Genomic DNA, 13,709 nt, shown 5'->3' with positions numbered 1-13,709 from the left:
CCGCCGTCATACGCGACTTGATGGACCAGCCCACCACCTCCCGGTTGAACAGGTCGAGTACCACGGCCAGGTACAGCCAGCCCTCGTCGGTCCAGATGTACGTGCTCAATTGCACGATGGTCCGGTATTTCTCGCCCCAAGGGCCATCAGCGAAGTCCTGTAACGCCTACCTTGCAGCGTCTTCGCTGACGGCCGCGTCGATCGGGCGTAGTGTTGCGGCGAGTATCTACCGCTCCACAACCAAAGTAGTGGCAAAATCATAAGCCCTGGCCCCGCTGGCAAGAATCGTCGAGGCGCATGGGCTGGGGCTTGCCGCGCTATCAAAGGGGCGATACAAGCGGCTTGGATCGTCAGTATCGAAGCATCCAATTGATAATCACGAACAATGATCGACTTCACCTACATCAGGGCTTTTCGCGGTGGGCAGCGAGAAGCCTTCGAGGAGTTGGTATGTCAGCTTGCACGCCGCGAGCCTCAACCGAGCGGAGCCGTGTTCCGCAGGATTGAAGGCGCAGGTGGGGACGGAGGTGTCGAAGCGTATTGGCTATTGGCGGACGACGCTAAGATCGGCTACCAAGCCAAATTTTTTCCCCGCACGCGCGATATCGACTGGACGCAGATAGACGACTCGGTAGAGCGGGCATTACAGGTACATCCAACGCTTACAACATATGTCATCGCCCTGCCCTGCAATCTTACCGACCGCCGTAGCACCAGGCGCGGAAAAACCGGCTGGGAACTGTGGGATGAACACTGTGCGTCATGGACAGCCAAATGGCTTGCCCCTACCGGCCGTCACGTCGAGTTTGTCGCGTGGACAGAATCGGAACTTCTCAACAAGCTCACAACGCCGGCGTCCGAAGGACTGAGGCAGTACTGGTTCTCCGAAAGCGAATTCTCTGCCGCATGGTTCAACGAACACATTCAGCTAGCCGCCGACTCCTTGGATGAACGCTACCACCCTGAAGACCATGTCGATGTCACAACTGAAACCCTGTTTCGCTTTATTGCTCGCGACCCCGAAGCGATTTCGGAGCTTGCGAGCCTTCTCGCCTCTATCCGCAAGGTCGCCATCAACACTGCGACGCTAAAAAGGCATGAACATCAAGATCTCACACCGGCACTCAATGACTTGGCGGCGGCATACCAAGCGTTACTTTCCATAGAGACAGCATTCGTTGCCCCGCCGTGGCAGACATGGCATAGCACTGGCTGGGTCGATCTCACACGTAAGCTGCAGGCTGCAATCAAACCAGTGAAAAGCTGGGCGTATACGCGTCAGTTTTCGCCAAACACCAGCGAAGACCTCAAGCAGGATATGGGCTATATCCGGAGCCATCTAAGCAAGCTCGATGATGCAACCGCGAACCTTCTGCGCGTGCTAAACAGCCGATTCATGGCTGCCGAGGAATGCCGGGTGGCCATCATCGAGGGACGAGCGGGTAGCGGTAAATCTCATCTCCTAGGACACGTTGCAGAATCAAGAGTTGCGTCAGGAAAGCCCGTCATTCTCCTACTCGGTCATCAATTAGGGGAGCAGTCGCTCTGGAATCAGATCGGCCAGCGTCTTGGACTAACAAGTCAGCCGCCCGACACACTTCTTCAAGCACTTGACGCCGCTGCGGAAGCCGAACAAACGCGAGGCCTGATTCTTGTCGATGCGATCAACGAAGGACCTGGCGCGCGCCTCTGGCGAGGAGAGGCTGTCGAGTTCTTCCGACGGATACAGCGATACCCACATCTGGCGTGCGTAGTCAGTTGTCGAAGCGAGTACGTGCCGTATGTGTTCCCGGAGGAATTGCTACGCACGATCCCGAGAATTGAGGTCCGCGGATTTGAGACACCAGGTGAGCAAATCAACGCAGCTCGGGTCTATCTGGATAAGCGTGGTATTTCGCGCCCCAGTGCGCCGTGGCTGGCCCCCGAGTTTGTCAATCCGCTGTTTCTTCGGAGCACGTGCCTCGCGTTGAGCCGGGAACGCAAGACGGAATTTCCCAAGGGTCTGCATGGCACGAAAGCGATCTTCTCGTTCTATATCCACAGTGTTGCTCGCAACCTTGGAACAGGCAGGGATGGGGGCGATGAGTTGATAGCGCCAAGCATGCGCACGTTGAGAGAAATCGCTCTACAGATGGCGGGCGCCCAACGCGATTACGTGTCGCATGGCGATGCGGTTGCAATCGCTGCGAAGCATTTCAGCGCATTCCCTGCCCCCTCGAATCAAACGTGGCTCGATGTCATCCAGCGCAACGGGCTCGTCCGGGTCGATCCCGACCCGACTGCATCGCCGGACGACCCGTTTAGGGCGACGGAAACGGTTGTGCGCTTCAGTTTCCAGCGTCTTCAAGATCACCTGATGGCCGAAGCGCTTCTCGAGAACGTATCGGATATTCTCTCCGCTTTGGCGACGGGCGGCATCCTAAACTTCGTTCACGATGGAGAGCATTTACAATGGGAGTGGCAAGGGCTCATCGAAGCTCTGTCGATTCAAATCCCCGAACGGTTTGGGAAGGAGTTCGTCGACGTATTGCCCGGAGGCTTTGTTCAGTGGTGGCAGACATGGTCAATGCAGGACGCCTTCGTGGAGAGCATCCGATGGCGAAGCAAAACATCCTTCACGGACCGCACACTTGCTCTATTCAACCAGCACGACGGCTGGCGCACAAACCAACTGGCTCTCCTGATCGAGCTGACTGCGTCGCCCGATCACCCGTGGAATGCCGACCTCCTGCACACCAATCTCATCCAGCGCAAGCTCGCGGACCGAGATGCATTCTGGACAACAGAGCTCAACACACTATCGGCTGAGGCTACCCAACCTGTTGGACGTCTCATCGACTGGTGTCTCGTTGGTCAAACAACGGATGTAGAGCGTACCGTCCAACTCCTTAGTGCGACGGCACTCTGTTGGTTCTTCTCGAGCTCAAACCGACGCATTCGCGATGGTGCGACCAAAGCGCTCGCATCATTGTTTATCCATCGATCGGACCTCTTCCCAGAGTTAGTCACGCGTTTCGCGGACGTGGACGATGTCTACGTGCTTGAGCGACTCTTTGCTGCCGGGTTTGCCGCGGTTTGCGCCGATCTCTCCGCGTCACGCTTGTCGTCCTATGCAACAACAACGTACAACGCGATCTTCAACCGCAAGGACATTCCGCTTTCCCTGCTTCTACGCGACTATGCCAGAGGCATCGTGGAATGCGGCTTGGCCGCCGGCCACCTTCCCAACGACATCGACATCGCCAAGTGCCAGCCACCCTACGGCGCGGCTGCCCCTCGGTTCAACGTCACGGAAACTACTTTGGATCAAGTAGCCGACAAAGCGGGCGACAAGGCTATTCAACGGTCGTGCAATGGTGCGCTCGGCGACTTCGGCATCTACGAGATTGCGCCGGCCGTGGGGCATTTCTCCTCGATTTCTCTGAAGAAGTCTCCACCGAGCTCACGTGAAGCACAATTTGATCGGTTCGAGAAAGAGGTGATCCAGATCGATCCCGACCGCATCGCGGCAAGAGATAAGTTGCAACGCGCCCGCGCGTCGCACTTCATCTTCTTGAGCGAAGCGTTGGACGACGACACCGCGGAGAAGCATGAGAACCTCGATGCTCTTGAAGCTGAATTCTTGACGCTGCTCAAGCCGGATGAGAAGCGCAGGTACTACAAAGAGGCAGCGTGGCGATTGGGCAACGGCATGAATCAAGTCCCTCCTGATTCACCCGGTATCGATATAGGGAAAGCGCGCCGATGGGTCGCCAAACGCGCTTACTCGCTCGGATGGACCAAACGCCGGTTCCCCGAAGATACGGCTTCGCACGGCGACTATTCGAGAGATAGACCCATCGTCGAGCGCATTGGGAAGAAGTATCAATGGATTGCGCTGGGGGAACTTCTGTGTCGACTGTCTGATAATTACTGGATCAAGGGCAGCTTTGGCGACGATGCCAAGCGCTACAGTAGCCCGCTCGATCTCGGTTTCCTGCGCGACATAGATCCCACGGTCCTGCCCGTCTCTGACGCGTTCCTCAGCACCCAAGGTCAGCGAGAGCCGTGGCTCAACCGGACCGACATCGTGCTAGATGATGTCGAGGAGTCTGCGCTCAGTGACTGGCCGTTTTCTGCCGAACCTGGCGCAGAGATCGCTCGCCACATCTGGAAAACCGACCCCGAAGGCACGACATGGCTTGTTCTATACGAGCATCAATCAGAGCAAAACCGATACGAGAAGAAAGAGGAAGCGATGGAGCATGGGCTCCGTCAGCAACAGTTCCATTTCATCATGTGCGTCATCGTCCCCAAAGATCACGTTCGGCAGGTCGTGAATGAGATCATCAAACAAAAGGACCTTGATGTCATTCGTTGGGGTCCTCGCGAATTCACGGACGGTCCGTTCTTGCGAGAGATCACGTGGCGGGATACTTGGCCGCAGAGTCAATATCTGACCGACGATTCGCCGGTCGAGAGGAACATCAAGATCGGGTGGCCAGTCTATCGCTACCAATGGGAACGCCATCTTGATGCCTCCCTGCCTGCGGGCGCTGACGCCCTGCTGCCGGCTCCATGGCTTTCCAAAGCTCTGCACATCATGACGGACAATCAGGACGCGTCACTCTATCGAGACAGGCAGTCGAGAACTGCCTTCATTGGGTATGAGGCGCAGAATGGCCCTACGTCAGCTCTCGTCCAAGAATCCACGTTAAACAGCTTCCTCGCCGAGAAGGACCTGCAGTGCCTCTGGCTATTCGTTGCGGAACGAAACGTTTGGCCAGGTGGCTCAAACATCGACGCAGCATGGCGTCGATCAGAGGGAGTGTGTTGGATCGAAAAAGGCGAACCGAAAACCATTCATTGGAAGAAAGACACAGCCAACGGTACCTCTCGCAAGGTATTGCCAGATTGATGCCCATACGCCGTTGAGTGCAGGGCTGCCTGTGCACGTGCAGGTAGCCCTGCACAGGTCAATGATTGCAGGGATTCAGTCCTGCCCCTCCGCGACGCTAGCCGCGTCGAGGTCCGGCTCGAAGATGTTTCCGTGCGGAACGAAACCGAGCGTTCGGCGTTGAATTCAACCAACCCCATGTTTTCGACGGCGTGTCGCTTACTTCTTGATGACGACGGTAGTCGGCTCGGCATACCACGCCTGCTTGACGCTCGCGACGGCCTGGACGCCTGCAGCAACCAACGCAAGGAGACCGAAAAACGCCAGGATCCGCTGAATCTTGCGGTTGTCGAGATGGCGGCGCTCGTCAGTGTCGTACTCGTCCACGACCGTCATGGCGCGGGCCGCCGCGTGATACTCGCCCGGGTTATTTCCGACGCGCGCGAGCCCTTCTTCAGCAAACGCTCGCAACGTAAACTGGATCTGGTTCAGCAACACATCCTTCGTAGGATGGAAAATCCACCCTTCACCAAGCTGTTGTGTCAGCAGCCTCCAAGGTGTCAGCGGCTGAGTCGGCGCATCGATCGAGTGCTCGAGCAAGGTGCGGAGTACCTCCATGCGCCGACGCCGCTCGATCGTTCGACGGTTATAGCGGCCTTGCCGAAAGTCGTCCCACCACGCCTTAAGGCGGTAACCGCCAAGCCAGACACCAATAACAAAGCAGCGCGGCTTGCTCGATCGAAACTCGTACTGCCGCAGGTAATAGATCAATTCGACCTTTCCTAGGCTCGCTTCGTCGTAGTCGATAAGGACCGGTCGTTGGTAGCGTTGCGGCCCGCCTTCCCACGCGTCCGCATGAATCGCGTCCTTTCCGGCGCCGCGCACCAGAACATCGACTCCCCCGTGCAAATCGCGAATCGTCGCTGAAAAATAGTCGCGCTGATAGATCCTCGGTGTCGAGAGCGGGATACGGTCCGGTGCAGGTTTCCTGGTGACGATTTTCATCGCCTGTTGCAGAAAGAAATTTCCCGTATTCATGGTCTAAGGTAGTTATTTATGGTTCAACCGCCAGCGGCGAGAGACCGCCCGGCTAGGTAGCCCGTTGCGCCCATTCCCACGCCTCGGGATAGCGAAACGTTGGCACGGCCGCCAGTTGCGCGTCGTGCATGACCGGCAACTTCTCGGTCGGTGTCAACGTCGGACGTAATTTCCCCCTTCTGAAAGCTGAGAATCTTGAGGCTATGGACTATAAGCTACTTGCTTCGCCCCATCTCGATAATTGCGCCGCAGTCATTGGGACAGTCGAAGCCAGACCTCACCGTCACCCGGATAAGCCACCGACGCACCAACTTGAGCATCGCGAGTGTTCCTTCGCTGCGCCCTTCCGTGCCGCCCGCCGGCCCGTTTCTCGGAGCAGGCGTCGCAACGGCCTGCCTTGGGTATAAGCAACGCGCGGCTCGTTTTTTATTGCTTTTCGCAACTTTTTGCTATGTGTAAACCCGTACTACGCCCGAGCGGTGTCCGCCCCCATACATGACCGGTCCGGCCATCGTTACGCCGCGGCGCGATCGAGCGCCGCCGCGCGTATCCGCGCTTCGCGGCCGCCGAGCTGTGGCGCGGGCAGGCCGAAGCGCTTACGGTAGTCATCGGCCAGCCGCCACGCGCGCACCGCAGCTTCATCGGCGCGGTCCTCGAGCGTGCGAAATGAATCCTCGACGTTGTTTTGTGCGGCGGTCTGGTCGACATGCGTGTTGACGTCAGCGACGTGCCGCACCAGGTCGCGGTGGTGTGGCAGCAGCGCCCGATCGGCATCGGCGTCGCCGGTGAGTTCCGCCGCCGGCAGCAAAGGCAACGCGCAGAGAAGGATCGGGCGCGAGTCGTCGGAACCGTAGTACAAAATAAAAGTGTCACCGTTTGCGAAGCAAAAGTGTCACTTCGACGCCCCGCACCGACGGTAAGCACCAAAACCGTCGTAAATTCATAACGTTGCTCGTCGCGAATTAAAATTGTCACTGACCGCGGCGTCGGGAAGCCAGTTGTCAACTCCGCATCGTCCTGCTTCCGCGAGCGCGGTCGTGGTCACGTGTTGCCCTGATCGTGAGTTTCAGGCCGTGATCGTGCCGTAGTGATAAATTATCCTATCTTGCGGGCACGTTCATCCCGGCGTCAGCGGTAGCACACGACCGCGAATGGCGGTTCTGGGGCGACGCGAACGACTCTGAAATGACTGCGGATTCAACCCGTCGATGCAACGAATTGATGAAGGCTTCATCGGCCCCCAATCAGCACCGCCGCGACATTCGCCACTTCGTCCGGTGTGCCGGCACGCTTCGCCGGGCAGCCGTCGATCATGCGTCGGTAGCCCTCGCCGCGCGGCCCGGATAGCTCGTCCTTCGCAAGCGGTGTGATGATGATCCCCGGACTGATGGTATTGACGCGTGCTCCGCGCTCGCCCCAGCGAACAGCTTCGTACATTACGCGCAGAGAATTGCCGCGTTTTGATAACTGGTACTCTGCAAATAGCCACGCGCGAGCAAGTGATCGTTCTGGAGCCGCCCGAATGGCTCTTTGCAATCGAAGGCAGTCATCGCCTGCCTGACTGGCCGCGCCCTTCCGAATAGAAACGACTGACAGTAAAGGCCGAATTTTCGGCGATATACTCAGTAGGCTTTATGGAGAGTCGGTGCTCCACGAGCGTCGACGTGTGCTACCCGGCAATGTCGCCAGAACATCTTCGACCGGATTCGCTGCTCTGCAGCAGAATGCCGGTTGCACCACATCTGAGTGCACTGGAGACCTCGTGATAAAGAAGATTCGTGTCCGCGGATACCGCATCCATCGCGACTTGACGATCTACCCAAACCGCAAGCTCAACCTTATCGTCGGCACTAACGAGTCTGGTAAGTCGACGCTCTTGGAGGCCATCGTTCTCGCGCTGACGGGACGTATCAACGGGCGAAGCGCCGCCGAAGAGCTCAATCCCCACTGGTTCAACGCGGGCGTGGTGGCCGACTTCATCACAACGAGGGCGCGTGGCGAACCCCAACGGTTGCCGGAAATCGACATCGAAGTGTTCCTCGAAGACGTCCCGGAATTTCAGGAACTGTGCGGGGCCCATAACTCGGACACGCCCACCAACGCGTGTCCAGGCGTTCGGATTCGTTGTATTCCCAACCCCGACTATTCCGCCGAGCTGCAAGCGTGGGCGAAGGCGCCCTCGCCGCTCTTGCCAGTCGAGTATTACTGCGTGGAGTGGACCACGTTCGCTGATGCCCGGTTGACTATGCGCCCACGGGTGCTGGCGACCGCGGTCATTGACGCGCGCACCGTTCGAAGCACTAGTGGCGTTGACTATCACCTGCGCCAGATCTTGGGTAGTCAGCTCGAACCCCAGGAGCGAGCCAACATTTCCCGCCAATACCGCGAATCCAAGGCAGCTTTATCAGATTCTGCGTTCAAGAGCGTGAATGAGCGAATCGCCAAGCTTCATGCGGCACTGCATGAGCAGCCGATTGCCCTGGCGATGGATCAGACCGCGCGCACGTCCTGGGAGGAGTCGGTTACCCCACACGTCGATGGGGTTCCGTTCACGATGGCTGGGCAAGGGCAGCAGTCTGCGATCAAGATCGCACTGGCGATGAACAAGCATGCGGGCCGAGCCAAGTTTGTCATGATCGAGGAGCCCGAGAATCACCTGAGCCACACCAGCCTGACCAGGCTCCTGCACAGGATGGAAGCGCTGGCCAGCGACGACCAGCAACTCTTCATCACCACGCACAGTTCTAGCGTGCTGAATAGGCTCGGACTTGAAGCCCTGCAGCTCCTCGGCCCCACTGCTCCCGTGAAACTCGACGAGTTGGATCCAGAGACAGTGAGCTACTTCAAGAAGCTAGCGGGATTCGACACCCTGCGCATCGTTCTGGCCGACAGAATTGTGCTCGTTGAGGGCCCCTCCGATGAAATCGTCTTTGAGCGGGTGTTCACGGACGTTTATGGAAAGAGGCCCATGGCGTGTGGGATCGATGTTCTGAGCATGCGGGGCCTGTCACTGGCCCGGGGGCTCGAGCTGTGCTGGCGCTTGGGCAAGAAGGTCGCAGCACTTCGCGACAACGACGGCGTCGAACCGAACGAGCTTCGAAAACCGCTCGTGCAGTGGCTCATGCCTGGTTCCCGCGAAGTCTTCATTGGCGAAGTGGCTCATGGCAGGACGCTCGAGCCGCAGATTATTCACCACTGCGGCGAGGCCCACCTGCGGACCCTCCTCGGAATCACGGACAAAGCGGACGTCGAGACGTGGATGTCGCGCGAGAAGACCGAGGCCGCCCTGCGCATCGCGAGTTCGTCCGAGCAGTTCACGCCTCCGGCATACATGCTCAACGCTGCGCAGTTCATCCATGACTAAGCGGGTGACCCTGGCGGTCGCCGGCTCTCGCAAGACTCAAGGCATCGTCGAGCATTGCGCAGGATTGCCGCGTGAGCGGCGCGTCCTTGCCGTGACCTACACACAAAAGAACCAGGCCGAGCTTCAGGAACGCCTTGCTCGCTACGCAGGCGACCATCTGAACGTCGAAGTGCTCGGCTGGTTCACGTTCCTCTTGCGGCACTTCGCGAAGCCCTTCTTGCCGTTGAAGTTTCCCGGCGAGCGTGTGCTGGGCTTCAACTTTGAAGGAATGCCATTCCGAATGGCAACCGGCAAGGCTCGCTTTGTGGACAAGAACGGCGCAGTTTACAGGAGCGAACTTGGACGTCTGGCGTTCGAACTGATCGCGGCGAGCCAGGGTGCGCTGATCCGCAGACTGGAAGGCATCTACGAAGAGATCCTGATTGACGAGGTGCAGGACCTTAGCGCCTACGATTGGGACATCGTCGATTCCCTTCTAGGCTCGGCTGTCGACCTCTGGATGGTTGGCGATATCCGCCAAGCGGTGCTCTCCACCAATGCGCGCAGCACTAAGAACAAGAAGTACGCCTACGCCGAGGCAATCAACTGGTTCAGAAGTCGCGAAAAGAGGGGGCTCTTGGCGCTCGAGGAGAGCGTGGTCACTTGGCGGTGCCACCCGAAGATCGCGGCGTTCTCGGACTCTATCTTTGACCCGTCCTGGGCCTTTCCTAGCACCGTCTCTAGAAATGACCACATGACTGGACATGACGGCGTATTTCTCGTCCGTAGCGAGCACGTCCATGCCTACGTGGCCCAATATGGTCCCCAGTGTTTGCGTCACTCAGTTGCTTCGGCGAAGAAACTGGCCCTGGATTTCATGAACTTCAAGGTTTCCAAAGGCGCGACGTTTCCCCGCGTACTGATTGTCCCGACGTCCACCATCACGAACTTTATTCGAGGCGGTGTGAGTATGGACGCCATCGCTGCTTCGAGCTTCTACGTCGCGGTCACGCGGGCACAGCAGAGCGTCGCAATCGTACTCGACGACCCGGGTATGTCGGACCTGCCATATTGGAAGCCGGCACCGGATCTCGAGCGGCATTAGAAGATATGGTCGGTACTCATCCGATCGCAGCAATTGGCCGCTTCGGCCGAGCATTGATCGGAACTGCGCGAACTACCGCTTCTGGCCGGCGAGCGCCCGACGGCCAGCGCTCCAAATTCGCGCCGATTGCGCGGACCAAAATAGGCAAGCCGAGTATCCGGCACGACTAGCAAAAACCCCAATGTATTTTGTTTGGAAAGCCCTACAAATTATTAGCAAATAATGCTTTCCTCGGATATTCATCCGAGCCATCTTGCTGACACAAAAAACAGCAATGCCAGCGGCTACAGCCTCGGGGGGCGGTGCGATGGAAAAACTGCTTTTGTTGAGCGGCGCCTCGGGCGCCGGAAAATCGTCTATCGCCAAAGAATTGGAAGACAGCTTTCAATTTCGCCGCATTAGCAGCAGCGGCTACCTCCGGGCTTACGGGCAATCGCTCTCAGCCGAAGGAGAAAAGCATCAGCTGCAGGAGTTAGGGGACAGGCTGGACGACGAAACCGACTTCACTTGGATCGTCGACGAAGTCGCCGCTCCAACGGTCGATCGTGCTCCCGAGCAATCGAACTGGCTTCTCGACGCTGTTCGCAAACCTCGACAGGTGCTGCATTTCCGGCACCGCTTCGGCCCACATATCCGACATATCCACCTCACCGCGCCCGAGGCAGTGCTTGAGCAGCGCTACTACGAACGCGCCAAGCCGGGAGATACACCGTACGCAGAGGTGATCGCTCACTCAAACGAGATCACTGCGAGATCCCTCGGCAGCGTTGCCGACCACACCTTTGATACCTCTGCACTATCACCAGCAGACATCGCCCAGCGCATTATGGAAGCTTGGGGAGTCGAAGCATGAGTGACCGCCAGATCGTCATTATCAGTGGCAAAACCTGCAGCGGCAAAACTGGTCTCGCGACCTTGCTGGAGAAGGAGTTCGGTTTCTTTGTGGTTCGCACCCGGGACCTCTTAGCGGCCCAGCTAGAACTCGCCCCCTCGTCCGCCGACCGACAGCACCTCATTGAGCAAGGTTTGAAGCAAAATGTCGACACCCACTCCCGGTGGGTCGTCTTGGGCGTCCTTGCTGGCCTTGAGGGGATTCCCTCCGACCAGCCAGTCGTCGTCGACCATGTCATCGATCCGAACCAGGTTGCGGAGTTTCGCAAGCACTTCGGGCCGAGTCTCGTTCATGTGCACCTATATGCGAGCCAGGAGACACTGCTCTCCCGCTACGCATCGACCGACGGACAACAGTTAGGCGCGCCGCCCTATGAGGCAATTGACCATCTCAAAGAGCAATCGGACATCCTTGCGCTGAGGAATGACGCGGACGTGCGAATTTCAACAACCCGCACTGACGCTCAAGATACGCTGGTACGCGTTGCGGCCCGTCTACACCTCTACACCCCGCCCGACGTGCGCTGTGTCGACGTCATCGTGGGTGGTCAATATGGAAGCGAAGGCAAAGGCAACGTCGTTTCCTATCTAGCTCGTGAGTACGATGTCATGGTGCGGGTCGGTGGCCCCAATGCCGGCCATACCGTCGCCAGTGCTGATGGCGCCTATACTTACCACCACATCCCGTCCGGCGCCCGTGACGTCAAAGCGAAGCTCCTACTCGGACCGGGGATGACCATCTGGCTGCCTGGATTGCTCAAGGAGATCGCCGATTGCGGGCTCACGGCAGATCGTTTATTCATCGACCCTCACGCCACCATCATCGAACCGGCCGACCGAGAAGCTGAAGGCAAACATCTGGTAGGCACAATTGCTTCGACGGGTAGCGGCAGCGGAGCGGCAACCGCGAGGCGGATTCTGGAGCGCGGTAAGCCCAGCGTTCGTCTGGCACGCGACATCCCTGAGCTTCGACCCTATGTGGGAACAGAGGGTCACTACCATGGCTGCACAGCCGATCGCCTCGAAGAGGCCTACCGCAACGGACAATCTATCTTGCTTGAGGGAACGCAAGGCAGCGGCCTCAGTTTGTTCCACGGCACCTACCCGTTCGTAACCTCGCGCGACACCAATGTAGCGGGCTGCTTGGCCGAGGCAGGCATCTCACCGAGTCGGGTGCGGAAGATCCTGGTGGTCATTCGCCCCATGCCTATCCGCGTGGGTGATCCCGATGGGGATCAGGGGCACACATCGGGGCCGCTCAAGCACGGCACAACCTTTGATGCTATTGCTGAAAAAGCGGGCTTGGACCGTGAAGCTCTGAATAAGGCGGAGAAGACCTCCACCACCAAGCGCAAACGGCGTGTGGGCTGGTTCGAATGGGACCAGTTCCGCAAGGCTTGTGCACTCAATGCGCCCACCGACATCGTCCTCACTTTCGCGGACTACATCGACGCGAGCAACAGCAAGGCCCGCCGCTTCGAGCAGCTCACTCAAGACACCATCAAGTTCGTGGAAGAACTGGAGCGCGTGGCACAAGCTCCGGTTTCGCTCATCAACACCCGGTTCCCGCGAGAGCCTGACGGAACGAACGATCTTCGCTCCGTCATCGACCGTCGGAACTGGACCGCCCGCTCAACACGTCGGATACCTCGTGGAAATCGAAAAACTGATTGACGCTTATCCAAGAATCTTTCATATGGCAGAAGCCGATACGTGGCCCAGCATCCGAGACCGCGGCCTGATGTCGGCCTCGGCTGTACTGGACCACTTCGGAGTCACCGGCCGGGCTCGCAGCCAATATGAGACCGCTCAACGGACCAGCAAGATGGCTGTGCTTCCTCAAGCGCCGGGCGAGATCGTATTGCGAGATCAAAAGCCGATGCCTCCCGAACGCTTGGCACGGGCACTGATAGACGGAACCACGCCCGAAGCCTGGTACAGGCTCATTAATGGCAAGGTCTTCTTCTGGGCTGAAGAACATCGCTTGCATGGCCTGCTCGGGGCGCGGGATTACCGACATCTCGAACATGATGTGTTGACCATTGACAGCGGCCCATTCATCCATGCATACGCTTCGAACCTCTGGTTGTGCCACATGAATTCCGGGAACACCTTTCCGATGCCTCATGCCAGGGGGATCGATGTGTTCAAGCGAATCCAGGATTATCCGGTCAATGCCCGCGGAGGTCCCGCCAAGCCAGTCGTCGAGATCGTGGTGGATGGTCAAATACCGGACATCGCGCGCTATGTCATCGAAGTGCGACGCATGAAGGGCGACCAAACGCTCCAACAACTGGCCTGAACGCGCTCGCCCGCGGGTAATAAGGCGCCACTGGCGCCGACGGTCCGTCAACTCACCAAAGGAGATGGCACTGGACGCGTCCACGCGTAGTCGTCACCAATGCAGTTAACGCAGGTGCGATCGTCGCCGACATCGCCGGGAGAAGTGTTGGCCA

At 58.3% G+C, this 13,709-nt stretch carries 8 protein-coding genes and 1 pseudogene; 6 read left to right on the top strand and 3 right to left on the bottom strand.

Going from position 1 to position 13,709, the window contains the following annotated elements; translation table 11 throughout:
- Window positions 1-385: 385 nt before the first annotated feature.
- Window positions 386-4,897 (top strand): NACHT domain-containing protein, encoded by a 4,512-nt coding sequence (locus tag C5F75_RS36615; RefSeq protein ID WP_146075242.1) that lies wholly within the window; start codon window positions 386-388, stop codon window positions 4,895-4,897.
- Between the two features lie 198 nt (window positions 4,898-5,095).
- On the opposite strand, the gene C5F75_RS35635 is transcribed toward C5F75_RS36615, so the two are convergent.
- The 3 genes and pseudogenes from C5F75_RS35635 to C5F75_RS35625 all read right to left on the bottom strand — a co-directional run.
- Complete coding sequence (locus tag C5F75_RS35635) at window positions 5,096-5,881, bottom strand: hypothetical protein (RefSeq protein WP_104013503.1); 786 nt, start codon at window positions 5,879-5,881, stop codon at window positions 5,096-5,098.
- A 547-nt stretch (window positions 5,882-6,428) separates the two neighbouring features.
- Complete coding sequence (locus tag C5F75_RS35630) at window positions 6,429-6,773, bottom strand: hypothetical protein (RefSeq protein WP_104013502.1); 345 nt, start codon at window positions 6,771-6,773, stop codon at window positions 6,429-6,431.
- Window positions 6,774-7,153: 380 nt separating this feature from the next.
- Window positions 7,154-7,387: pseudogene (locus tag C5F75_RS35625) on the bottom strand (SDR family oxidoreductase); the annotation flags it as partial.
- Window positions 7,388-7,676: 289 nt separating this feature from the next.
- On the opposite strand from C5F75_RS35625, the gene C5F75_RS35620 reads away from it, so the two are divergent.
- The 5 genes from C5F75_RS35620 to C5F75_RS35600 all read left to right on the top strand — a co-directional run bounded on the left by C5F75_RS35620 (window position 7,677) and on the right by C5F75_RS35600 (window position 13,555).
- Window positions 7,677-9,278 (top strand): ATP-dependent nuclease, encoded by a 1,602-nt coding sequence (locus C5F75_RS35620; RefSeq protein ID WP_104013501.1) that lies wholly within the window; start codon window positions 7,677-7,679, stop codon window positions 9,276-9,278.
- Window positions 9,271-10,362 carry a UvrD-helicase domain-containing protein gene (locus C5F75_RS35615; RefSeq protein ID WP_104013500.1) on the top strand — a complete coding sequence of 364 codons (1,092 nt, stop codon included), beginning with the start codon at window positions 9,271-9,273 and terminating at the stop codon, window positions 10,360-10,362. The genes C5F75_RS35620 and C5F75_RS35615 overlap by 8 nt, the downstream gene beginning before the upstream one ends.
- A 307-nt stretch (window positions 10,363-10,669) precedes the next feature.
- Window positions 10,670-11,215, top strand: coding sequence for an AAA family ATPase (locus tag C5F75_RS35610; protein ID WP_181035519.1), 546 nt, complete (start codon window positions 10,670-10,672; stop codon window positions 11,213-11,215).
- On the top strand, window positions 11,212-12,927 hold the full coding sequence (locus C5F75_RS35605; RefSeq protein WP_104013498.1) for an adenylosuccinate synthetase: 1,716 nt from the start codon (window positions 11,212-11,214) through the stop codon (window positions 12,925-12,927). Before C5F75_RS35610 ends, C5F75_RS35605 begins: the two co-directional genes overlap by 4 nt.
- Window positions 12,905-13,555 (top strand): DUF7002 family protein, encoded by a 651-nt coding sequence (locus C5F75_RS35600; RefSeq protein ID WP_258048636.1) that lies wholly within the window; start codon window positions 12,905-12,907, stop codon window positions 13,553-13,555. Before C5F75_RS35605 ends, C5F75_RS35600 begins: the two co-directional genes overlap by 23 nt.
- The last annotated feature ends 154 nt before the right edge of the window (window positions 13,556-13,709 follow it).

The sequence above is a fragment of the Burkholderia anthinoferrum genome, assembly GCF_002925705.1.
GTDB classification, from domain to species: domain Bacteria; phylum Pseudomonadota; class Gammaproteobacteria; order Burkholderiales; family Burkholderiaceae; genus Burkholderia; species Burkholderia semiarida.
Note: the sequence above shows the minus strand (reverse complement) of the source record. Positions and strands in the feature narration are given on the sequence as shown.